The organism is Psychroserpens luteus, assembly GCF_015319355.1.
In the GTDB taxonomy this organism is placed as follows: Bacteria; Bacteroidota; Bacteroidia; order Flavobacteriales; family Flavobacteriaceae; genus Psychroserpens; species Psychroserpens luteus.
In genome coordinates, this window is sequence record NZ_JADILU010000003.1 from 1 (window position 1) to 22636 (window position 22636).

A 22636-nucleotide genomic window follows, 5' to 3' on the forward strand; every position below is an offset into this window, starting at 1 on the left:
CATTAGTGCAATAAATGATCAACCAAACGCAAAAATTTATATATTTGACAGATACGGAAAGTTACTCAAACAACTCAGTCCTACAGGAGCAGGTTGGAATGGTACCTACAATGGTAACCAATTGCCAACAAGCGACTACTGGTTTGTAGTAGAGTATAATGAACCTAATACAGGTGACCGTAAAGAATTTAAAGCCCATTTTACCCTGAAAAGATAAACGGTAAACAAAAAATCATATATAATAAAGGCTACGTCATTGACGTAGCCTTTTGTTTTTTATTTACTATACGATTAATTAGTGATCGTTTGAATTGATATTAGCTTCAGTATGTGTAATTAAAGCGTAATAGAATGCCTTTGATTTAATTGATTTGGGATTAATGCTCAAGTGTTATTTGTAATTGATTCAAGTCTGAATTTATGTATTATGTTTATTCAACAATTTATGTGTTAAGATATGATGCTAATCTATTGTTGAGATCAATTTGAGACTGTCTTAACTTTAAATTATAAGAGATGAATTCTCTTTGAAAGTACTTTTGTTAATTATTTATAATAAAAAAAAGTGCTAAACCTGAGTCTAGCACTTTTCCGAAGAAAATAATATTGTTTTCTTTCCTATAAATTAAAACCTAATGTTAATGTAATATTAGAGTTTTTGGAATCTAAGGTTGCAGCATCAATTAAACCTACTGAATACAATTGATTGTTAGTCGTTCTTTGAGCTTGATCATAAGTTAAATCTAATTTTGTATTACCAAAATTATAACCCAAACCAAGAGAATAACCGGTTAAATCACCATAAAAAGAATCGTCTTTGTATGGGCTTTCTTCAAGTCTATAACCACCTCTAAAGCTAAATTGGCGAAATTTATATTCGCCACCAACTCTGTAAGTATTTGCGATTTTGAATAAAGAATTCATAATCTCATTTTGAGATGCGAAAAAGGCATCAGAAGTTGGTTTGAACTTTGTTTTGGTATGATCTCTTCTAGAGTAATCAAAACTTAATAAACCTTGTTCTCCAAATACATAAGCTAAACTTCCAGTAATTTTTCCTGGTGATTGAAAGTTATAATCAGGGAAAATATTTATAATATCAGGAGCGATGTTATTAGTGAAAGAGCCTTCGTCATCTGTAGCAGATGTTGAAATACTTTGAGTGGTTTCTTCTGTAATTGTAAACCATGTTGGAGAATTGTAAGTAAAACCAGCTCTAAGCTCGTTAGTTACTTTGTAAATAGCTCCCAATTGAAATGAAAAACCATTACCAGTTGTTAAGAGGTTGTTTGCAAAACGAACGTTTGTAACTAAAGAACCATCATTTGAATTAGATTCATTTAAATATGTATATTTTTCATAATTGATGAAATGTGTGTTTAAGTTTATACCTAAATACAACTTATCTTCATATTGAGTAGCAGCGTTAAAACTAAATTTTCCATTATAACCTCTCGCTATATAATCATATGATTGGTTAAATGTTCCATCAGCTATGTTAGATGTGTATAGCGTGTTTTCATCGGTATCATTCATAGGTTCTAAAATGTAAGATTCATAACCTAAGAATGCTTGTTGGTTTCCGAAACCATAAAATGAGCCTATTTCAGAATAAGCTTCAGAATACGATTCACCAGGAAATGCCGATATTTCATCAAGTCTGAGACCCTGTGCATAGTCTAAAAAATAGTTGTCTATGGAATTGGTGTTAGTTCCAGAAGCAAACCATTGATCATCATAATTAGCTGTTTTATCATATGCTACACTGAGAACGAATTTTTTCCAAGAGGAAGATTCATCTGTACTTTGAAATACAAATGCAGCTCCTGCTTGATTTAAATCTATTTTTGAATCTGAAGAAGAACTCCTACCATTAAAAAAGGAAACGTCATTATCGATACTTAAGCTAGATAGTGATAATGAAGCGTGACTTCTTGAAAATATAGCAGAACCTGCAGGATTTATACTTACAGCAGACATATCTCCACCTAATGCTCCAAAAGCACCACTTAGCGCTCTAAAACGAGCAGATCCTTGAATTTCATCTTGAGAGTATCTAAGCGCATCTGAGATATCTTGAGCCATAATATTAGACATAGAGAGTACACCTATGACTAGTATAGTTAATTTTTTCATATTGAAATTTTGTGAAATTATTATTTTAATAAATCTTAGTTACCTCTGCGTCCAGAACTTCCTCTACTTGAAGAGCTAGATGATCCTGATGATCTACTAGAACTACTACTAGAACTTCTTGCAGATGAAGAGCTACCGCTACTTCTTCTTGTTGATGCTCTTGGTGTAGAAGATGAACTAGATTTTCTTCTTGGTCTTACAGAAGAATTTGAACTTCTAGGTGTCGACGCTCTTGGCCTTACGCTTGAGTTATTAGTTCTAGGTGTTGAAGTTCTAGGTCTAATACTTGAGTTATTAGTTCTAGGTGAAGAAGTTCGTGGTCTTATACTAGAGTTGTTTCTAATTGTAGATGAAGTTCTTCTTGATAAACTCGATGAAGAACTACGTCTTGAATAATTACTGTTTCTATTTAGATTTGATGTATTGGCACCTCTTCTGCCAGAGTTATAAGCGTAGCTGCTACCTCTACTATAGTTGTTTCTGTAGTATGGAGGACACCAAAAATTGTTATTCCATCCATAACCGTAGCCATAGCCATAACCTGAATTCCATCCATATCCAAAGCCCATATTCCAGCCCCAACTATTCCAACCATAGTTATAACCGTAAGGATTATTCCAACCAAAACTATTATATCCCCAAGGTCTATACCGTCCATAACCGTAACCGTCTCCCCAATATGGAGAATTCCATCCAGAATTATAAATATTTATACTCACATCTGTACTTTCTTGTCCCCAACCTGCATAACCAGCTTGAGTATCTTCTACATATTCATCGTCATAATTACCTTCATATGAATCAATATCGGTAAATATAGCGCTACCATCATCTGGTATTTCACTATATTGCAAAGACTTTTCTGTAAAATAATCTTTATAGACACTTTGATCTTGAACAGAAACGGTTCTAGCTTCTTCATAAACAACGTCTTCATTGTCGCTGTATATACCATCATTGTCATAACCAACATATTGGTATGAACCACAAGAAGCTAACAAGAACGTTAAGCTTAGTGCAACAAAAAATGGAAATTTAGTCTGTATGTAATTGTTTAATTGCATATCTCTTGATTTTTATTGTTGAACATTACAAAAATAGTTAGTTTTGCTGAACTATTTCTTTTTTTAACATAGTCACAAATTTTGTGCCAAAACATTGAAAATGAGTAAAAATCTTACAAGTAGAGCCGAAGACTATTCAAAATGGTATAATGAATTGGTCGTAAAGGCTGATTTAGCAGAGAATTCTGCTGTCAGAGGATGCATGGTCATAAAACCGTATGGTTATGCTATTTGGGAGAAAATGCAAGCAGAATTAGACCGAATGTTTAAAGAAACAGGTCATCAAAATGCATATTTTCCACTTTTTGTACCTAAAAGTTTGTTTGAAGCGGAAGAAAAAAATGCTGAAGGCTTTGCAAAAGAATGTGCTGTTGTTACGCATTATAGATTGCAGAATGATCCTGATAATCCAGGAAAGCTAAGGGTGGATCCTGAAGCGAAATTGGAAGAAGAGCTTGTGGTAAGACCAACAAGTGAAGCTATCATATGGCATACATTCAAAGGTTGGATTCAAAGTTATAGAGATTTACCAATTTTAATTAACCAATGGGCTAATGTAGTACGTTGGGAAATGAGAACCCGTTTATTTTTGCGTACTGCGGAATTTTTGTGGCAAGAAGGTCATACAGCGCACGCGACAAAAGCTGAAGCTCTAGTAGAAGCAGAACAGATGAATGATATTTATGCAGAATTTGCTGAAAACTTTATGGCAATTCCTGTTATCAAAGGGGTGAAAACTGAAAGCGAGCGTTTTGCAGGTGCTATTGATACGTATTGCATAGAAGCGTTAATGCAAGATGGAAAAGCACTACAAGCGGGAACTTCACACTTCTTAGGGCAAAATTTTGCTAAAGCATTTGATGTGAAGTTTACAAATAATGAAGGTAAGTTAGATTATGTTTGGGCTACATCTTGGGGAGTTTCTACAAGATTAGTGGGAGCTTTGATTATGACACATAGTGATGATAAAGGTTTAGTGTTACCACCAAATTTAGCGCCTTCTCAAGTCGTTATTGTGCCTATTTATAAAACAGATGAGCAGTTAGAAGTAATTACAAAAAAAGCTAATGGCATCATAAAAGAATTAAAGGCACTTGGCATTTCATGTAAACTTGATGCTAGAACAACACATAGACCAGGAGCAAAGTTTGCTCAGCATGAATTACAAGGCGTGCCATTAAGAATTGCCATTGGGCAAAGAGATTTAGAAAACGGAACAGTGGAACTAGCAAGGCGTGATACCTTGACTAAAGAAGTAATAGAAATGTCAGATTTAGTTTCTACTGTGGAATCGCTATTAAAAACGATTCAAGAGGAATTGTTTGATAAAGCACGCAATTATAGAGATAATCATATTACAGAAGTTGATGATTTTGAATCATTTAAAACTGTTTTAGAGAACAAAACAGGGTTTATTTCTGCGCATTGGGATGGTACAGCAGAAACTGAACAAAAAATAAAAGAGCTTACAAAAGCAACTATTAGGTGTATTCCAATGGATGTTAAAAAAGAAGCAGGAAAGTGCGTATACACTGGGAAACCATCAACAAATAGAGTGATATTTGCTAAGGCATATTAAATTTTTTAAAAAAAACTTTGCTTAAGTGTTGCAACACTTAAAAATAGTTGTATTTTTGCATCCGCAATGAGTAATTGCTTGTTCATTTAAAAAGCATTTTAAATTATTAAAATGCTATTGAAATAAATAAAATGGCCCGTTCGTCTATCGGCTAGGACGCATGGTTTTCATCCATGTAAGAGGGGTTCGACTCCCCTACGGGCTACAATTTTTTAACAAGAAAGAAAAAACAATGGCAAATCACAAGTCAGCATTAAAGAGAATAAGAAGTAATGACGCTAAGCGTTTACGTAACAGATACCAACACAAAACAACTCGTGGTGCTATCAAGAGGTTACGTGACATGGAAAAAGCTAAAGATGCAAGTGAATACTTGCCTTCAGTTATTTCAATGATTGATAAATTAGCTAAAAACAATGTTATACATGATAACAAAGCTGCTAATTTAAAGTCTACTTTAACTAAGCATGTAGCTTCTTTAAGCTAATTTATTTTTAGCTCATAAAAAACAAATAAGAAAGCTTCTCTAACGAGAGGCTTTTTTTTGTGATTAAAATTGATTAGAATCAAATCGAAAATTGATTACTAATTAATATATGAGAAATTATTAAAACGAATTTGTTCTTGATTTAAAAAAAGATAAATTTGCAATTATAAAAAAATAATCATTCACTTAATATTTACCTTTGGAAAATACACAAGCAATTAAATTAGTAGATAAGATTCTTAAAAATCTTGATGAAACAGGTATTAATACTGATACATTAATCGACGACATTAAGGAGTTAAGGGTATACGCTATAGAAGCAAAAGTACCATTATTAGTAAAGGTGCTTAGGTATACATATGAGCATATAGAAGAACATGATTCATTTCTTATCCCTATTCTTGACGATGAACCGTTGGATGAAGAAGAAGATGGTGCTGAAGAAGGAAACGATGCTTCTCCTGAAGAAAGTTTAAGCTATTTAATAGCGCTTGTAAAGAATCTTAATAACAAAGGTAATCTTTCAGATTTAAAAGAGTACAAAGAGCTTTTAATGGCTTATTAGTTGTAAGCAATTATCTTTATCTTAAAAAAATAAAGTAGTATTAAGTTTATTATAGTTCTATCATAATTTGAACTAAAAAAACAAATCATTTCATAGAGACACAAAAAAGCCTTGAACTTAATAAGTCAAGGCTTTTTTTATGTTTGTATTTGAGAAAAATTTATCCGTTCATAGAGACTAAGAATTCTTCATTATTTCTTGTTTGTTTAAATCTATCGTTAATGAATTCCATAGCTTCTACAGGGTTCATATCTGCAAGATATTTACGCATTACCCACATACGTTGTATTGTGGTAGCATCTAATAATATATCATCACGACGTGTACTAGATGATGTTAAATCAATTGCAGGGTAAATACGACGGTTTGAAATTTTACGATCTAATTGTAATTCCATGTTACCGGTTCCTTTAAATTCTTCGAAAATTACTTCGTCCATTTTAGAGCCTGTTTCAGTTAAGGCAGTAGCGATAATGGTAAGTGATCCACCATTTTCAATATTACGAGCAGCACCAAAGAAACGTTTTGGTTTGTGAAGTGCATTAGCATCAACACCACCACTTAATATTTTACCAGATGCTGGTTGTACAGAGTTATATGCTCTAGCTAAACGTGTAATAGAATCTAGTAAGATGACTACATCATGTCCACATTCAACTAAGCGTTTTGCTTTTTCTAAAACGATATTTGCAATTTTTACGTGCTCATGTGCTTCTTTGTCAAAAGTAGAAGCAATGACTTCACCACGTACATTACGTTGCATGTCTGTAACTTCTTCTGGACGTTCATCAATTAATAAAATCATTTGATAAACTTCAGGATGATTAGCTGCAATTGCATTTGCAACATCCTTTAATAACATCGTCTTACCAGTTTTTGGTTGCGATACAATCATACCACGTTGTCCTTTTCCAATTGGTGCAAACAAATCCATGATACGCGTAGAAATAGTCGCTTGCTTTTCGGCAATATTAAATTTTTCTTGCGGAAATAAAGGAGTTAAGTGTTCAAAAGCGACACGATCTCTCACCACATTAGGGCTTTGACCGTTTATTTTATTCACTTTAATTAATGGGAAATATTTTTCACCTTCTTTTGGCGGACGAACATTACCCAAAACAGTATCTCCAACTTTTAGTCCAAACAATCTAATTTGCGATTGTGATACATATATATCATCAGGTGATGATAAATAGTTGTAATCTGATGAACGTAAAAAACCATAACCATCTTGCATCACATCTAATACACCTTCACTTTCTATGATGGCATCAAATTCAAAGTCTGGTTCTCTGTAACGGTTACGATTATCTTTGTTACCATTATTTTTATGCACATTACCGTCCTTTTGACGAGGATTTGGTCTATTACCGTCCTTTTGACGAGGGTTAGGCTTATTCTCTTCCTTTTTACGAGGATTGGGCTTATTCTCATCTTTTGAACGAGGGTTGGGCTTATTGTCTTCCTTTTTACGAGGATTAGGTTTATTATCGTTGATTCTAGCTTCCTTTTTCTCGTTAGTTTGAGGTTTTGGAGACTTATCATCTTTATCATTAGTTTGAGATTTAGGAGACTCATTGTCTTTTTTCTCATCTAATTCCATTTTTTGTTGAGGAGCATCAGGTTTTTCATCCTGCTTTTTCTCAACCTTTTTCTCAACACGAGCTCTAGGCTTACGTTGTTGAACAGGTTTCTTGTCTTCTACTTTTGGAGCAGGAGCACTAGTAGGAGCTGCAACAGCTTCTTTTTTCACAACATCTGGATTGGCTGCTTGAAAATCTAAGATTTGATAAACAAGATCTAATTTTTTTAATGTACGGTATTTAGGTACATTCAATTTTTGAGCTATATCCTGAAGTTCAGGAAGCTTTTTTGCTTTTAATTCGGAAATTTCGAACATGTATGTGTATACTATTAAGTTTATTCTTTGAAATGGATTTATTTCTTACTTTTCTTTTTTCTGAAAAATTATAATAATGGGAAAAATTTGAAAAAAATCTGAAGATTTAAACAACTGCTAATCTGTACGTAGCACATTGTTATTGCAATAATACAATTTTATTTTTAAAAAATAATACTACTTTTAAAAAGAAACTATTAATTTTGTGGCTCGTTATAGATAATTATAAATGATACAACGCATACAAACTATATACCTTTTATTATCTGCAGCAGTATCTGCAGGATTGATATTTGTGTTCCACTTATGGACAAACAGTGAAGATATTCCTGTTTTTGCAAAAGATGAGAATTTATATTTAGGTTTATTTTTGGGTTCTGCTTTATTATCCTTAATTTCGATTTTCAGTTTTAAAAACAGGAAGTTTCAATTTGTTTTGGGACGACTCAACATAATATTAAACTTTATTTTATTAGGATTTTTTGTGTATCAATTGCTAATGCCACCTGGAGAGAGTCACATCTCAGAGAAAGGTGTTGGAATTTTCATACCTATTTTATCTATCGTATTATTGGTCTTGGCCAATAAAGCCATAAAAAAGGATGAGGATCTAGTAAAATCTGTTGATAGATTACGATAAAACCTATTATCTTAATTATTTTAGTGCGTAAACCCAAGGTGAAGACCTTGGGTTTTTTTAGTGAAACCCATTATTGAAAAACTGTAGGCGCATTTAATAATGTTGGTTGAACTCATCCTGCTGAAGAACTAGATCTCATTTTATTTGTGTTTTTCTTCGGTCCTGATAGCTATTGGGATATAACTCAACTAGTAGCGCTTCGGAAATTCTATAACTTCAAGATTTTCAATTTTTTTACCATCAATTGTAAAACGAAGCATTGTTCTTACGTTATGAAACCCATGTTTACCAACAGCTCCTGGATTCATGTGAATCAAATTATAACGCTTATCTGGCATGACTTTCAAGATGTGCGAATGTCCGCAGATAAAAATACGTGGCGGATTTTCCTTAATTAAATCGCGAGTTCTTATATTGTATTTTGGTGGATAGCCTCCAATATGTGTCATAAAAACATCGACGTCTTCACACATAAATCTATTATTCTCAGGAAATTCTAATCGAGCTTTAGCATCATCAATATTGCCATAAACAGCTCGTAATGGTTTTAGCGCTTTAATTTTATCGGTCACTTCTAAATCTCCAATATCTCCAGCATGCCAGACTTCATCTGCTAGTTTAACGTGTTTTAAGATAGCGTCATCTATGTAGCTATGTGTGTCAGAGAGTAATAGTATTTTTTTCATTCCTGTCCTAAATCCTTTCCGAAGAAAGTAATTTTTAAATTTATATCTAGAGTTCTGTTATTTTAAAGTTTCCGAAGAAAACCTTTTAATTGTGTTAATATGATTCCTGTCTTCGTAGGAATCAATTATCTTTGTGCTTTCACAAAAGTAAGGTTTCTATTGCGTTTTTTTATCGAATTATCATATAACGGAAAAGCATATCATGGTTGGCAAAATCAGCCAGACGCAATTTCTGTACAAGAGGTTTTAGAGAAAGCTTTATCTACAATATTAAAGCAGAAAATTGCTGTAGCTGGAGCTGGTAGAACAGATACTGGAGTGCATGCATCACAGATGTTTGCGCATTTTGATTTTGATGGTAATTTACCAGACAACATTATTTTTAGACTGAATTCCTATTTACCAAACGATGTAGCGATTTCAACTATTTTTGAAGTCAAAGATGATGCTCATGCGCGTTTTCATGCTGTGAGTAGAACTTATAATTATAGAATTTCTACTAAAAAAAATGTATTTAACTATGACTTTGCATATGCCTTGCAAAAATCATTAGACATCCATTTGATGAATAAGGCTTGTGAAATTCTATTGCAGTATAAGAATTTTCAATGCTTCTCTAAAGTGAATACAGATGTAAAAACGTATAATTGTAACCTTATGCAAGCGCATTGGACAGTTGAAAATGACGAATTAATATTTACAATTAAAGCCGATCGTTTTTTAAGAAATATGGTGAGAGCCATTGTAGGAACTTTGATTAATATTGGTTTAGGTAAATTGGAAGTTGAAAAATTACATGATATTTTAGAATCTAAAGATAGAGGTGAGGCGGGATTTTCGGTTCCTGCTCATGGTTTATATCTTGTGAGTGTTGAATATCCAGAAGATATAAAAAAGTAGTAAATTAATAAGATTCTCGATTGATCGGGAAATACATATGGAAAACAAAAAGAATAAAGTCTTTGATCTTACTTTGTTTAAGCGATTGCTTCAATACATCAAGCCTTATAGGTCTGTATTTATTGTATCGTTGGTTTGTGTGGTTGGTTTGGCAGTTTTTGGTGCTTTAAGACCTTTAGTTTTGCAAAAAGCAATTGATGAGCATGTGGCTTTAAAACAATATGATGGGTTTCTATTCTACATTATTTTAATGCTGGTTTTATTAATTCTGGAAGTTGTTAGTCAGTTGTTTTTTATCTATTATGCCAATTGGCTTGGACAATCTATTGTTAAGGATATTAGAGTCAAATTATACAATCATGTTCTACGGTTTAGAATGAAATACTATGATAGTTCTTCTGTTGGTGTTTTAATTACCAGAACTGTAACAGATATGGAACGTATTGCTGCTATTTTTGGAGAAGGACTTTTCATGATTTTCAGTGATCTTCTCAAGATGCTCGTTGTTGGCGGAATGATGTTTTACATGAATTGGAAGCTAAGCCTTATTGCATTTATTACCATGCCTATAGTTTTGTTTGCTACTAAGATTTTTCAGAGATATATGAAACGTGCTTTTGAGGAAGTGCGTAATGAGGTTTCTAATTTGAATTCTTTTGTGCAAGAACGCGTTACTGGGATGAAAATACTTCAACTATTTACAAGAGAAGATACCGAATTTAAGAAATTTAAAGAAATTAATGAACGTCATAAAAAAGGTTGGTTAAAAACGGTTTGGTATAACTCTGTGTTTTTTCCAATTGCAGATTTGTTATCCTCCATAACGTTAGGAACTATTATTTGGGTTGGAGGATTAAGCGTTGTTTTTAGTGGTACAGCTACTGAAGGTGATTTGTTCGCATTTATCATGTTCGTACCAATGCTCTTTAGACCTTTAAACCAGATTGCGAATAAATTCAATACACTACAAATGGGAATGGTAGCTGCAGATCGTGTATTTAAAGTTTTAGATACAACATCTCAAATTGACGATTCAGGTACTGTGATTGCTACGGAATTTAAAGGTGATATTTCATTTAAAGATGTACGTTTTTCTTATGTGGAAGATGAAGAAGTGCTTCAAGGTATTTCGTTAGAGGTTGAAGCAGGACAAACTATTGCAATTGTTGGTTCTACAGGTGCTGGAAAATCAACAATCATCAATTTATTAAATCGGTTTTATGATATTAATAAAGGCACTATTTGTATCGACGGAACAGATATAAAAAGCTTGACATTAAAGTCGCTACGTTCTCAAATTGCAGTAGTATTACAAGATGTATTCTTATTTGCAGATACTATTTTGAATAATATTACACTTAAGGACGAGACGATTTCCGAAGAAAAAGTCATCCAAGCAGCTAAAGATATTGGGATTCATGATTTTATTTCGAGTCTGCCAAATGGTTATCATTATAATGTAAAAGAGCGTGGAGCAATGTTGTCATCTGGACAACGACAATTGATTTCATTTTTGAGAGCTTATGTGACTAATCCAAGTATTTTGGTGTTAGATGAAGCGACGTCGTCTGTAGATTCTTACTCAGAGCAATTGATACAAGACGCAACAGATAAAATCACAAAAGGACGTACGTCTATAGTTATTGCACACAGACTAGCAACCATTCAACAAGCGGATCAAATTATTGTTATGGATGCTGGGAAAATTGTAGAAAAAGGAACTCATAATGAACTTCTAAAAGTTGAAAATGGGTATTATCGTAATTTATATGAGGTTCAGTTTTTAAAGGCTGAGGCTAGTTAAGTTATTTTTTTGGAGCGAAATCTTGAAGTTCTATAGCTCCAGTAAGTACAAGTGTTAATACACCTAATATAGAAAAACCAATGTAAATTATAAATCCTATCACTAAAAACAATAGTGTTTTAAGTATCAATTGTTTTGCACTCAATTTAAATAATCTTGTGTGGATGTAACAATGATAGATAAAGATGAATAGGTACATTACAGATCCAAACAGCATATACTTTTCAGGAAAAGTTAATAATACAAGTAATCCAAAAACTACAGAGAGAATTGAATATACAGACATGCTGTAGAGGTAAAGTATGACATGCTCTGTGTAATTGTATTTTTTATTGTGGTATACAATTAAGCTGACTAAAGCAGCAAGCGGAATTAATAAGGAGAAAAATAATGAGGCGTATTCTAAGGAGATATCTGTAGATAGCGCCATAATTTTTTTGGTAGCTTCATTTTGAGCAGAATCTAAATCACCAACAATTGAAGATGCATTTACATACTTTTTATAAAACTTGCTTATAATATATACGTTTAAACCATTTATGGTTAGAATAATCCCGAAGAAACTAACAGGATTAACATAACGTTTTCTAACACCTTCTATGTAGCTCCCAATTACAACTTCTGGTTTTTTAAATAAATCAATAAAAGTTCTCAACAACTTATTGTCATAATTGAAAAATGTTTCGCTAATGTGTTCAAAAAGATTTTTGAAGGTGAGACGATTTCTTATGACTTTTCCTCCACATGTGTTACAGAAATCACTGTTTAATGGTAGTTGAGTATTACAGTTTTTACAATTCATGAAGTAAAAAAAATTAAATTTTTGTGATTATAGCAAACACAAATATCGCTATCGCAATCAAAATTCCTATGGTAAAGAAAATAACAAAAAACATGATCATAACTAGTAAAAAGTGAGCGACAGCTTCCCAAAAAGAAGTATTAAATACGCGTTTTAAAATGTATAAGAGATAGATATATACAAGTATAGAAACAAAACCAGCAATGAGGAGGTAATTAAATCCAAAGCATAAGAAAAAGATACTCAATACAGCTGTAATTATAATAACTTGAGCATTATAATAAAGATTCAAAACTAAATGCTCTGTAAAGTTATATTGTTTTACAGGTTTAAGTATCCTGTAAGCTAACCACGTCGCCAAAGTGTATAAAGGCACTGAGCAGATATAAATTATACTTTGGTAATTGTTAATGTCTTCAAGACTTCCTAGAGGATTTGAACTAAAAGGGTTATCCTTTTCACCAGTAGTAACTTCAAAATCTTTCATGAAATCCATGGTGGTTGCTAAGTCATCACTAAAAAAAGTTTTCATTAAAAATACTTGAATCCCAACAAGAGTTAGTGAGATAGCGAAGTACTGCATGACATTGATATACTTTTTTCGAGTTCCTTCTATAAAACCATTAATAACAGTTTCTGGTTGAGAAAAAAGATGTGTAAACGTTTTTAAAAATTTATTATCAATATTTAAGAATTGCAAGCTAACATCATGCCAAAGGTTTTTTAATGTTAAACGTTTTCTTATGACTTTAGCTCCACAAATAGGACAAAAATTGATGTTGTCATTTAAAGCAATTTCACAGTTTTTACAATTCATTTAAGTGAGGTCTTTATAAAGTAATGCAGTAAGTTCTTGGATGGTTTCAAATAATACAAATTCTCCGTTTTTTATATAGGAAATTTGCCCAGTTTCTTCACTTACCACTAAAGCAATTGCATCTGTTTTTTCTGTAATACCAACTGCTGCACGATGACGTAAACCAAAACGTTGCGGAATATTCTGCTCACTACTAACAGGTAAAATAACACGTGTCGCTTTTACCACATTATTTTCAATAATCACTGCTCCATCGTGTAACGGACTATTCTTAAAAAAGATACTCTCGATAATAGGTTGTGTCACTTTAATATTCATCTCATCACCAGTATTGGTCAAAAAATCAAGGTTGTTATTACGTTCTAAAACGATGAGTGCTCCGGTTTTTGATTGTGCCATTTTCTCGCAAGCATTAACAAGTGCGTTGATATCGGTTTCGGTTTCTACTTCGGTTTTTAAGAATTTCATTTTCTTGAAAAACTTACCACTACCACTTAAATTGGTAGAACCAACCATAAGGAGGAATTTTCGTATTTCGGGTTGAAAAACAACAATAAGAGCAATAATCCCAACTTTTATAAAACCATCAAATATGCGATGTAGCATATACATATCTAGAATATCGGTAACTCTCCAAACGAGATAGATAATGATAATCCCAATAAAAATATTGATAGCTACAGTACCTTTAACCAGTTTGTAGATATAGTAGAGCAGTATAGCGACGAGAAAAACGTCGATAAAGTCTATAATCCCAAAATCCCAAAATTTGAATTTATCCAATGGTTAGTGTGTTTCTGTAAATGTAATAATTATTGGTTAATATATGAATTCGTTGTTGTCTATGAATAATTCTTCAATTTTAATATTATCTAAAATTGATTTGAATTCTATATAATCTTGAAAACTTAAATTCTTTTCAAAATTTAAATATATCATAACAGATTCTTTTGCTTTATTTTTTAAAGCATGTTCTAAATATTTTCTTAGACTCAGATAGTCCCATTTTTTTGATTTTTTAATTTCTATTATAAGAATATCATTCTGTTGATGATTTTGATTAATAAAATTAGATGTGTCTAATTCACTATTCGAAGATTGTGAATAAGTATTTTTTAAGTGTCCATCGTTAAATATTACATCTGTAAACTCTAAAAACCCCAAATTTTTAATACTCGTATCACTACAAGTAAAGTAATTCTTGGCATTTTCATTTTTATGCAGTTCTGCACTGCGCTTTTTGTCTTGCAAGAATTTTATCTTCGGAATTGCTTGCGCAAGCGTCAATCGTTTATCAACATTAACCAACCAATTAGTGGTGATAATTAAGTTTTTTCGGTTGAGTTCTACGCTATCTGCTTTGGTTTCATCATAAAACAAATAAGCTTGAGATACATCATGGATTTCGGTGATTTTAGCATTTTCAATTTCTGGGAGTTGTAAAATGCGCTCATTTCCGCAGGAAAAAAGAATAATAGAAATTAGTAGTAGATATAAGTTTTTCATAGTTTCAATTTAAAACCTACAAGGTTCCAAAAACCTTGCAGGTTAGTGTAATTTTTGGGTTAGTTGGATACATTCCATCGCTTCTTTTACATCGTGAACTCTTAAAATATTAGCGCCTTTTTGTAAAGCGATGGTGTTGAGAACAGTGGTTCCGTTTAGCGCTTCTTCTTGAGCACTATTTAAAGTTTTATAAATCATAGATTTTCTAGAAAGTCCAGCGAGAAGAGGCAAGTCGGTTATTTTTAGGAGCTCAAATTTATTGAGTAATTCGAAATTCTGCTCCAAAGTTTTAGCAAATCCAAAACCTGGATCTATAATTAAATCAATGATGCCTAATGCTCTGGCTTTTGCAATCCGTTCAGAAAAATAAAACAAAATATCCTTGACCAAATTATCATAATTGGTGAGGTTTTTCATCGTTTTAGGATTCCCTTTCATATGCATCATAATGTAAGGCACTTTCAAATGAGCAACTGTTTTGAGCATGTTTTCGTCTAAATGTCCAGCCGAAATATCATTAATCATGCATGCACCAGCTTCAATCGCTTGTTGCGCCACTTGACTTCTAAAAGTATCTACGGAAATGAGCGTGTCTGGAAACTCGTTAAGAATCAATTTAATTATTGGAATCACACGATTTAATTCTTCTTCTGCCGAAACATCATCTGCATCTGGTCTAGAACTGTAACCACCAATATCAATAAACGTTGCACCTTGATCTATCATAGCTTTCACTTGATTCACAATGGTTGACGTATTTTTATAGTTGCCACCATCATAGAAAGAATCTGGTGTCACATTAAGAATCCCCATCACTTTGGGAGTTGATAAATCTATGAGTTTGCCTTTACAATTTATGGTCATAAATGGATTTAGAATTTGATTTTGTAGGTTCAAATTAGTGCGATATTCATAAAAAACCTGAATTTGGAACGTTGCACTTTGAACTCTGAACTATTTAAGCGAAATTTACGGAAAATTAAATGTTTTAGATGCAAGATACTTCAAAACAATATGATGATGTAATTTCAACATGCAGAAGTCTTTTTATTAATAAAATGAAAGACTATGGAAGTGCATGGAGAATTCTAAGATTACCATCGTTAACCGATCAAATTTTTATTAAAGCCCAACGTATTAGAGGTTTGCAACAAAACAACGAGCGTAAGGTTGATGAAGGGGAAGTGAGCGAATTTATTGGGATTATCAATTATTGTACAATGGCTTTAATTCAATTAGAAAAAGGTGTTGTAGAACAACCAGATTTATCTTTAGAAGAAGCTATTGATTTGTATGATGATAAAATTGCAATCACTAAACAACTCATGATGGATAAAAACCATGATTATGGTGAAGCCTGGAGAGAGATGCGTGTGAGTAGTTTAACAGATTTGATTTTACAAAAATTATTGCGTGTTAAACAAATTGAAGATAATGCAGGGAAGACATTAGTAAGTGAAGGGATTGATGCTAACTATCAGGATATGATTAATTATTCGGTATTTGCGTTGATTCATTTAAATAATTAAAGCTAGTTTATTAAAAACATCTCATTTCATATGAAAATATTTATTACTATTTCAAGACTTATTGTAGGAAGTTTATTTATCGTTTCAGGTTTAATTAAATGTAACGATACCATAGGTTTTTCATACAAATTGAACGATTATTTTGCGCAAGATGTTTTAAACTTAGAGTTTTTAATTCCGTATTCTTTATTACTTGCAGTATGTATTTGTGTTGTTGAAATTGTACTAGGTGTTGCAGTGATTTTTGGATTAAAGAGTAAACTTTCATCTGCATTAATTTTATTAATGATGTTGTTTTTTACATGGCTCACTTGGTATACCTCAAGTTGCTTAGTAGCTCAAGATGCTGCAGGAAGATTAGGACAAGAATTTACTCAAAACTGTGTAACAGATTGCGGTTGCTTTGGAGATGCCTTAAAATTAGCTCCAAAAGAATCCTTTTATAAAGATCTCTTTTTGTTGATTTTTACAATCCCATTATTCTTTTTTGCTTTTAAAAATAAGATTCAAAAAAATACTAAGACCCAAGATTGGTTTTACATGATTGCATCTTCAGTATTGATTTTTGGATTTGGAGTTTTAGTTATAGGTTGGTGGTTTACTTTAATCTTTTCAATGGTTTTATTTGCAGTTGTATTCCTAATAAAAAATAACACTAAAGGAGATTGGTTATCATTGTTAGCTGCCTATGTGATCTGTTTAGGCTTTACGTACTATTGCTTAGAAAACTTACCATTAAAAGATTTTAGAGCTTATAAAATTGGAGATAACTTCCAAGAAAATATGACATTACCTGCAGATGCTCAAAAAGCAGTGACAGATTATATTTGGACCTATAAATTAGAAGGAAAAGAACAAACGATCACAGATAGAGGTCGTGGACCAGAAAAATATGATGAAATAGTAGGAGTAGAGACTATCATTATTACAGAAGGTGATGAGCCTAAAATACAAGATTTTACAATAGAATCTGAAGATGAGGATTTAACACAACAATTTTTAGAACTTGAAAAATTGGTGATGATTGTGTCATATAGTTTAGAAAAAGCAGATCCAGATGGTATGAAAGCTCTTAAATTGATGGCAGATGAAGCTCAGGAAAAAGGTTATACTGTAATTGGTTTAACAGCTTCTGGAGAAAAAAAGAAAAAAGAAGTTAGAGAAGTTTATAGTCTGGATTTTGATTTTTATCTCTGTGATGAAAAAGTTTTAAAAACGGTAGTAAGATCAAATCCAGGGGTTCTTATTTTAGAAAAAGGAACAGTGACTCAAAAAGTACACTGGAATGATATTGATGACCTTGAATTTTAAAATGAGTTTTCAGTCGCAGTCTTAGTTTTTAGTTTAAAAAATAGAGATTTAAGACATATTTTATAAAACATAAGAGTAATCACATAAAGCTTTGCGCCTTTGCGTCTTTGCGAAAAAAATCAAACATCTGATAAGATACATCTTAAATAAAATCTTTTACGCTTTACTAACTCTTCTAGGAGTAGTAACAGTCATATTTTATTTATTCAATATTTTACCTGGAGATCCTGCACAAATGATGCTTGGGCAAAATGAAGACAGTGAGCAAATAGCAGCTGTAAAAGCAAAATACGGATTTGATAAACCCATGTCAACGCAGTATTTATATTATTTAAATGATTTGTCACCAATCTCATTTCACTCCACAAATCAGGAGGATTATACCTATTTGAAAGATGGTAAATATGCTGCTTCAAAATTGTTTTCCTTCGGAAATGTAACAACCGTTATCAAGTTTCCCTATTTAAGAGAATCTTTTACCAAGCAAGGTAAAAAAGTATCTCAAGTGATAGGAGAAACATTACCCAATACAGCGGTTTTAGCAGTATCAGCTATTGTAATTGCTATTGTTCTTGGTATTTTCTTCGGAATAATATCTGCACTCTATAAAGACACTTGGATAGATAAAACCATCCAAATTTTTAGTACTTTAGGGATGAGTATACCTTCATTTTTTAGTGCCATACTTTTCGCATGGTTTTTTGGTTTTGTACTTCATAAATATACCAATTTAGAAATGACAGGAAGCTTGTACGAACTCGATAATTTTGGAGAAAAAATAAACATACAATGGAAAAATTTAATACTTCCAGCAATTGTTTTAGGTATTCGTCCCTTGGCAGTTGTCATTCAGTTAATGCGAAATTCATTGTTAGAAGTATTCAATCAAGATTATATTAGAACAGCGAGAGCGAAGGGGCTTAGCGAATTTCAGATTATAAAAAAACACGCTATAAAAAACGCATTGAATCCGGTAGTCACTGCAATCTCAGGTTGGTTTGCGTCTATGTTAGCAGGTGCAGTATTTGTAGAGTATATTTTTGGTTGGAACGGACTTGGAAAAGAAATAGTAAACGCCTTAAATACATTAGATTTACCTGTAATTATGGGAGCAGTGTTAATTATTGCGGTTTTGTTCATTATCATTAATATCTTTGTAGATGTTATTTATGGTTGGTTAGACCCTAAAGTGAAATTAGAGTAAAATAGATAAAAAATTCCTTCCCTATTTTAGGGAAGGTGGATTTCAATTTTTTTAGATTGAAAGACGGAAGGGTAAGTTGGTCAAATTAGATGATCAAAATAAATATGAAAAAAATAATACACATAGCATTTATTTGCCTTTGCATAACAAGTTGTGAAGCGCAACCTGAGCCAACACAGTTTTCTCAAGAAGCACTTAATGCTACTTTTATAGATATAGAAGGCGAATCTGTTACATTTCAGAAGATATTAGACGCTAATAAAGGACAAACAGTTTTAATAGACATTTGGGCAAGTTGGTGTAGAGATTGTATTGTAGGTTTACCAAATTTAAAAGCATTACAAGACCAATACAAAGACTTAACTTATGTGTTTTTATCTATGGATAAAACGCAAACGAGCTGGAAAAATAGCATTAAAAAGTATGATATTACAGGAGAACATTATTTTATGCCTTCAGGTTGGAAAGGGCCTTTTAGTGATTTTGTAGATTTAGATTGGGTACCTAGATATATGGTCATAGATGCAGAAAGTAACATCAAATTATTTAGAGCTATAAAAGCAAGCGATCCAAAAATTAAAGAATATTTAAAATAAAATTTAAGTTTCTTCGGAAACATAAAACACAACACACATGAGAAAACATATTGTAGCAGGTAACTGGAAAATGAATAATGATTTAGCACAAACTGAAACATTAATTTCAGAATTAAAGAAACAAATTAAAACTTCTGATGCAGAAGTGATGATTGCGCCTTCATTTACTAATTTATGGCATACTTTTGAAGCGACACGTAATGATGATATAGAAGTTGTTGCACAGAACATGCACTTTGCAGAAAATGGAGCATATACTGGAGAGGTTAGTGCAAGTATGCTAAAAAGTGTTGGTATTCAAACCGTTATTTTAGGACATAGTGAGCGTCGCGCTTATTACAATGAAACTGATGAATCATTGGCTAAAAAAGTAGATGCAGCTTTAGCTCATGATATGCGTATTATTTTCTGTTTTGGAGAAGAATTAGCAGACCGTAAAGCAGGTAATGAGGAGAGTGTCGTTGAAAGCCAAATTAAGAATGCTTTATTTCATTTAGAAGCTTTAACATTTAAAAATATCGTTTTAGCCTATGAGCCTGTTTGGGCAATTGGTACAGGAGAAACTGCAAGTCCTGAGCAAGCACAAGATATGCACGCATTTATTAGAAAAACTTTAGAAAGCAAATATGGTAATGTTGTTGCAGATGATATGACCATTCTTTATGGTGGTAGTGTAAAACCTGCCAACGCCAAAGAGATTTTTGGAAAACCAGATGTTGATGGTGGACTAATTGGTGGTGCTGCATTAAAAGCAGAAGATTTTTATGCTATTGTAAACGCATTTTAAAAAATAATTTGTAAAATAAATTTTTCTAAGGGTATTCCCTAAGTTTTCAAACTTAGAGAATGCCCTTATGTATTTAGTTTTAATTGTAATTAGCTTGCAGTCAGTTAATTATTAATTAAAATGGATGCTTATGAAACCTTTAAAATTACTTTTCTTATTATGTGCAACTTCTGTATTTGCACAAATACCTTCAAATAATGAATGTGCAAATGCAGAGGTCATTACGGTATCTACTTCAGCACCACTTTCAATTGCTGCAAATTTTACAGAAGCTACCGAAAGTTTAGATGCATCTTGTAATACAGCAACTTTAGATAATAAAGACTTATGGTATCAATTTGTAATGCCTGTTGATGGCAATTTATTTATCAACGCTGCATCTAGCTTAAATCATTTTACACTTTATAGTACTTGTGGAGGGGTAGAACTAGATTGTAGTGATGATGATACGACTTTCGGGAATCTATTGAATGGAAATAGTTATCTCTTAAGAACGTCTTACCAATTTAACAATTCGTCAACATTTACGCTGCAAGCTTTTGAGACAGCAGCAAATGATGAATGTGAAAATAGAGAGACCATTACTGTAGTAACATCAAATTATATACAGTATTCAACAGATTCTAGAGCTGCTTCCGAAAGTATTGATGCTTCCTGTGATGATGCTGCAAATTACAATTTGGATCTTTGGTATGAGTTTGTAATGCCTGTCAATGGAAATATTGAAATAAAGGAAGCGCAACAATTTCAACATCAAACCTATTCGTTTTTTGATGACTGTGGAGGAGTAGAATTAGGATGTGTAAACGATAGAGGTTTTTTTATAAACTTGACAGCTGGAACAACTTATGTTTTAAGAATAGCAGATAGAGAATCTAGGGCTGGACCAATTAATTTTAGAATTCAAGCTTTTGAGTATGCGTCAAATGATGAATGTGATGCTTCGGAAACGATACTCATTGAAACAGCTAATACGAATACATATACAGCAGATTTAAGAACAGCTGCAGAAAGTTTAGATGCATCTTGTGAAAATGCAAGTGATAATAATTATGATCTATGGTTTGATTTTGTAATGCCTGTAACTGGTAACCTGAAAATCGAACAACTTATAGGTACAGACAGTGTAACAGTTTACAATGCTTGTGATGGTACAGAGCTATCATGCCAATCAGGATTACAATTTGTTTCGGGTTTAATTGAAAATACTAATTATCTTTTAAGAATATCATCTACAAGTCTGGCTAATAAATCACCAAGATTTCAAGCATTTCCTATAGCTGTAAATGATGAATGTGAGACTAGCGAAACGATTACAATTGTAACTGATAATTCACTCTCATATCAAGTAGATACTCGTAGAGCAACAGAAACGCTAGATTCGTCTTGCGATACTATGGACGACAATAACTTGGATCTTTGGTATGATTTTGTAATGCCTGTAACAGGGAATATTCAAATTTCTGGTGTTGGTTTTAATTTTAGAACGACGTTATACGACGCATGCTCTGGTAATGAATTAGATTGTATTAATGGTAATGGTATTTATTTTAATTTAGGATTAAACAACAGCTATAAGCTTAGGGTTTCTCAATTACCAAACACTGCTAATTTAAGTAATCTTAATATTCAAGCGTTTGAGAATCTATTTAATGATGATTGCGCTACACCTCAAAATATAACTGTTCCAACTGTAGACTATGCGACTTATTCAACCAATAATGCTGCAGCAACCAATAGTGAAGTTTCAACATGTGAGCCATCTAATGAAACTTTTACAATTCAAGATGTATGGTATCGTTTTACAATGCCAAACGATAATGATGTTGAAATTGATCATTTAACCGCATCTGTAAATGGGTATTATGCTTTATATGATTCCTGCGGAACTACAGAGATTCAATGTATAAACAATGATGGGTTTTTTACGAATTTAACTGGAGGAAATGACTACTTCTTAAAAGTAGGAAAGTTATCCTCTCAAACAGGTGTTTTGAGTTTTAATATTTCAGCAAAACCAGAAACGTTAAGTCTTGAAGAATTGTCATCTGTTGGTGTGAAGCTTTATCCAAACCCTATCAAAGATGTATTACACGTGTTCAGTAAAAATCATAGTATTATTAACACGATCACTATCTATAATTTGACTGGTCAACGTGTAAAAACCATATTAAATGAAACATTTAATGATCGTTTAGAAATCAACATGTCTACTTTGAAAAGTGGATTGTATTTTATAACCATATCATCTAACAAAGGAAAGGTAACACGAAGAATTATCAAACAGTAAACAGTTTTGTATCTTTAAGTTATAATTCATCAC

The 22636-nt window shown here is 32.3% G+C and carries 22 protein-coding genes and 1 tRNA gene; 14 read left to right on the top strand and 9 right to left on the bottom strand.

What is annotated here, in order from left to right; genetic code table 11:
- Window positions 1-217: T9SS type B sorting domain-containing protein (locus IM744_RS06920; RefSeq protein ID WP_194507402.1), on the top strand; the 217-nt coding region annotated here is incomplete at its 5' end.
- 401 nt (window positions 218-618) lie between these two features.
- Here the strand turns inward: IM744_RS06920 and IM744_RS06925 are convergent.
- Window positions 619-2136 carry an OmpP1/FadL family transporter gene (locus IM744_RS06925; protein ID WP_194507403.1) on the bottom strand — a complete coding sequence of 506 codons (1518 nt, stop codon included), beginning with the start codon at window positions 2134-2136 and terminating at the stop codon, window positions 619-621.
- Window positions 2137-2171: 35 nt separating this feature from the next.
- Complete coding sequence (locus IM744_RS06930; RefSeq protein WP_194507404.1) at window positions 2172-3200, bottom strand: hypothetical protein; 1029 nt, start codon at window positions 3198-3200, stop codon at window positions 2172-2174.
- 100 nt (window positions 3201-3300) lie between these two features.
- Between IM744_RS06930 and proS the strand changes: the two genes are divergently transcribed.
- The 4 genes from proS to IM744_RS06950 all read left to right on the top strand — a co-directional run bounded on the left by proS (window position 3301) and on the right by IM744_RS06950 (window position 5831).
- Entirely contained in the window at window positions 3301-4779 is a 1479-nt protein-coding gene (proS, locus tag IM744_RS06935) for a proline--tRNA ligase (protein WP_194507405.1), read from the top strand.
- Window positions 4780-4912: 133 nt separating this feature from the next.
- Window positions 4913-4984 (top strand) — tRNA-Glu (locus IM744_RS06940).
- A 27-nt stretch (window positions 4985-5011) separates the two neighbouring features.
- Window positions 5012-5266, top strand: a complete 255-nt coding sequence (gene rpsT / locus IM744_RS06945; protein WP_194507406.1) for a 30S ribosomal protein S20 — start codon at window positions 5012-5014, stop codon at window positions 5264-5266.
- A gap of 199 nt (window positions 5267-5465) precedes the next feature.
- Window positions 5466-5831, top strand: coding sequence for a hypothetical protein (locus IM744_RS06950; RefSeq protein WP_194507407.1), 366 nt, complete (start codon window positions 5466-5468; stop codon window positions 5829-5831).
- A gap of 160 nt (window positions 5832-5991) precedes the next feature.
- On the opposite strand, the gene rho is transcribed toward IM744_RS06950, so the two are convergent.
- A complete protein-coding gene (gene rho / locus IM744_RS06955) occupies window positions 5992-7731 on the bottom strand; it encodes a transcription termination factor Rho (protein WP_194507408.1) in 1740 nt (579 codons plus the stop codon).
- Between the two features lie 229 nt (window positions 7732-7960).
- Here rho and IM744_RS06960 point away from each other — a divergent pair, with 229 nt between their 5' ends.
- Window positions 7961-8371 (top strand): DUF4293 domain-containing protein, encoded by a 411-nt coding sequence (locus IM744_RS06960; protein ID WP_194507409.1) that lies wholly within the window; start codon window positions 7961-7963, stop codon window positions 8369-8371.
- 188 nt (window positions 8372-8559) lie between these two features.
- Here the strand turns inward: IM744_RS06960 and IM744_RS06965 are convergent, their stop codons facing one another.
- A complete protein-coding gene (locus IM744_RS06965; protein ID WP_194507410.1) occupies window positions 8560-9057 on the bottom strand; it encodes a metallophosphoesterase family protein in 498 nt (165 codons plus the stop codon).
- A 99-nt stretch (window positions 9058-9156) separates the two neighbouring features.
- On the opposite strand from IM744_RS06965, the gene truA reads away from it, so the two are divergent.
- Together truA and IM744_RS06975 are read left to right on the top strand one after the other, a co-directional pair.
- Window positions 9157-9957: a tRNA pseudouridine(38-40) synthase TruA gene (gene truA, locus IM744_RS06970; RefSeq protein WP_194507411.1), complete on the top strand. Its 801-nt coding sequence runs from the start codon at window positions 9157-9159 to the stop codon at window positions 9955-9957.
- A 37-nt stretch (window positions 9958-9994) separates the two neighbouring features.
- Window positions 9995-11761, top strand: coding sequence for an ABC transporter ATP-binding protein (locus IM744_RS06975; protein WP_194507412.1), 1767 nt, complete (start codon window positions 9995-9997; stop codon window positions 11759-11761).
- A 1-nt stretch (window position 11762) separates the two neighbouring features.
- Here IM744_RS06975 and IM744_RS06980 read toward each other — a convergent pair whose 3' ends face one another.
- From IM744_RS06980 to folP, 5 genes are read right to left on the bottom strand one after another with little or no spacing between them, the layout of a single operon-like run.
- Window positions 11763-12563 carry a DUF3667 domain-containing protein gene (locus tag IM744_RS06980; protein ID WP_194507413.1) on the bottom strand — a complete coding sequence of 267 codons (801 nt, stop codon included), beginning with the start codon at window positions 12561-12563 and terminating at the stop codon, window positions 11763-11765.
- Between the two features lie 13 nt (window positions 12564-12576).
- Window positions 12577-13380, bottom strand: a complete 804-nt coding sequence (locus tag IM744_RS06985; RefSeq protein ID WP_194507414.1) for a DUF3667 domain-containing protein — start codon at window positions 13378-13380, stop codon at window positions 12577-12579.
- Complete coding sequence (cdaA, locus tag IM744_RS06990; RefSeq protein ID WP_194507415.1) at window positions 13381-14163, bottom strand: diadenylate cyclase CdaA; 783 nt, start codon at window positions 14161-14163, stop codon at window positions 13381-13383.
- Window positions 14164-14199: 36 nt separating this feature from the next.
- Window positions 14200-14886 (bottom strand): hypothetical protein, encoded by a 687-nt coding sequence (locus IM744_RS06995; protein ID WP_194507416.1) that lies wholly within the window; start codon window positions 14884-14886, stop codon window positions 14200-14202.
- A gap of 42 nt (window positions 14887-14928) precedes the next feature.
- Complete coding sequence (gene folP, locus IM744_RS07000) at window positions 14929-15750, bottom strand: dihydropteroate synthase (protein WP_194507417.1); 822 nt, start codon at window positions 15748-15750, stop codon at window positions 14929-14931.
- Between the two features lie 128 nt (window positions 15751-15878).
- On the opposite strand from folP, the gene IM744_RS07005 reads away from it, so the two are divergent.
- The 6 genes from IM744_RS07005 to IM744_RS07030 all read left to right on the top strand — a co-directional run bounded on the left by IM744_RS07005 (window position 15879) and on the right by IM744_RS07030 (window position 22603).
- Window positions 15879-16415, top strand: a complete 537-nt coding sequence (locus tag IM744_RS07005) for a DUF1599 domain-containing protein (protein ID WP_194507418.1) — start codon at window positions 15879-15881, stop codon at window positions 16413-16415.
- Window positions 16416-16445: 30 nt separating this feature from the next.
- The gene (locus IM744_RS07010; RefSeq protein ID WP_194507419.1) at window positions 16446-17726 is read left to right on the top strand and encodes a DoxX family protein; all 1281 of its coding nucleotides are present in this window, start codon (window positions 16446-16448) and stop codon (window positions 17724-17726) included.
- Window positions 17727-17853: 127 nt separating this feature from the next.
- Window positions 17854-18930, top strand: a complete 1077-nt coding sequence (locus tag IM744_RS07015) for an ABC transporter permease (RefSeq protein WP_194507953.1) — start codon at window positions 17854-17856, stop codon at window positions 18928-18930.
- 104 nt (window positions 18931-19034) lie between these two features.
- Window positions 19035-19526, top strand: a complete 492-nt coding sequence (locus IM744_RS07020) for a TlpA family protein disulfide reductase (RefSeq protein WP_194507420.1) — start codon at window positions 19035-19037, stop codon at window positions 19524-19526.
- 37 nt (window positions 19527-19563) lie between these two features.
- Complete coding sequence (gene tpiA, locus IM744_RS07025; RefSeq protein WP_194507421.1) at window positions 19564-20313, top strand: triose-phosphate isomerase; 750 nt, start codon at window positions 19564-19566, stop codon at window positions 20311-20313.
- A 130-nt stretch (window positions 20314-20443) separates the two neighbouring features.
- On the top strand, window positions 20444-22603 hold the full coding sequence (locus tag IM744_RS07030) for a T9SS type A sorting domain-containing protein (protein ID WP_194507422.1): 2160 nt from the start codon (window positions 20444-20446) through the stop codon (window positions 22601-22603).
- Window positions 22604-22636 lie beyond the last annotated feature (33 nt).

Excerpts from the sequence above, each read along its gene's own strand:
- IM744_RS06925 (WP_194507403.1), bottom strand. The coding sequence starts at position 2,136 with ATGAAAAAATTAACTATACTAGTCATAGGTGTACTCTCTATGTCTAAT.
- IM744_RS06930 (WP_194507404.1), bottom strand. The coding sequence starts at position 3,200 with ATGCAATTAAACAATTACATACAGACTAAATTTCCATTTTTTGTTGCA.
- proS (WP_194507405.1), top strand. The coding sequence starts at position 3,301 with ATGAGTAAAAATCTTACAAGTAGAGCCGAAGACTATTCAAAATGGTAT.
- rpsT (WP_194507406.1), top strand. The coding sequence starts at position 5,012 with ATGGCAAATCACAAGTCAGCATTAAAGAGAATAAGAAGTAATGACGCT.
- rho (WP_194507408.1), bottom strand. The coding sequence starts at position 7,731 with ATGTTCGAAATTTCCGAATTAAAAGCAAAAAAGCTTCCTGAACTTCAG.
- IM744_RS06960 (WP_194507409.1), top strand. The coding sequence starts at position 7,961 with ATGATACAACGCATACAAACTATATACCTTTTATTATCTGCAGCAGTA.
- IM744_RS06965 (WP_194507410.1), bottom strand. The coding sequence starts at position 9,057 with ATGAAAAAAATACTATTACTCTCTGACACACATAGCTACATAGATGAC.
- truA (WP_194507411.1), top strand. The coding sequence starts at position 9,157 with ATGATTCCTGTCTTCGTAGGAATCAATTATCTTTGTGCTTTCACAAAA.
- IM744_RS06975 (WP_194507412.1), top strand. The coding sequence starts at position 9,995 with ATGGAAAACAAAAAGAATAAAGTCTTTGATCTTACTTTGTTTAAGCGA.
- IM744_RS06980 (WP_194507413.1), bottom strand. The coding sequence starts at position 12,563 with ATGAATTGTAAAAACTGTAATACTCAACTACCATTAAACAGTGATTTC.
- IM744_RS06985 (WP_194507414.1), bottom strand. The coding sequence starts at position 13,380 with ATGAATTGTAAAAACTGTGAAATTGCTTTAAATGACAACATCAATTTT.
- IM744_RS06995 (WP_194507416.1), bottom strand. The coding sequence starts at position 14,886 with ATGAAAAACTTATATCTACTACTAATTTCTATTATTCTTTTTTCCTGC.
- folP (WP_194507417.1), bottom strand. The coding sequence starts at position 15,750 with ATGACCATAAATTGTAAAGGCAAACTCATAGATTTATCAACTCCCAAA.
- IM744_RS07005 (WP_194507418.1), top strand. The coding sequence starts at position 15,879 with ATGCAAGATACTTCAAAACAATATGATGATGTAATTTCAACATGCAGA.
- IM744_RS07010 (WP_194507419.1), top strand. The coding sequence starts at position 16,446 with ATGAAAATATTTATTACTATTTCAAGACTTATTGTAGGAAGTTTATTT.
- IM744_RS07020 (WP_194507420.1), top strand. The coding sequence starts at position 19,035 with ATGAAAAAAATAATACACATAGCATTTATTTGCCTTTGCATAACAAGT.
- tpiA (WP_194507421.1), top strand. The coding sequence starts at position 19,564 with ATGAGAAAACATATTGTAGCAGGTAACTGGAAAATGAATAATGATTTA.
- IM744_RS07030 (WP_194507422.1), top strand. The coding sequence starts at position 20,444 with ATGAAACCTTTAAAATTACTTTTCTTATTATGTGCAACTTCTGTATTT.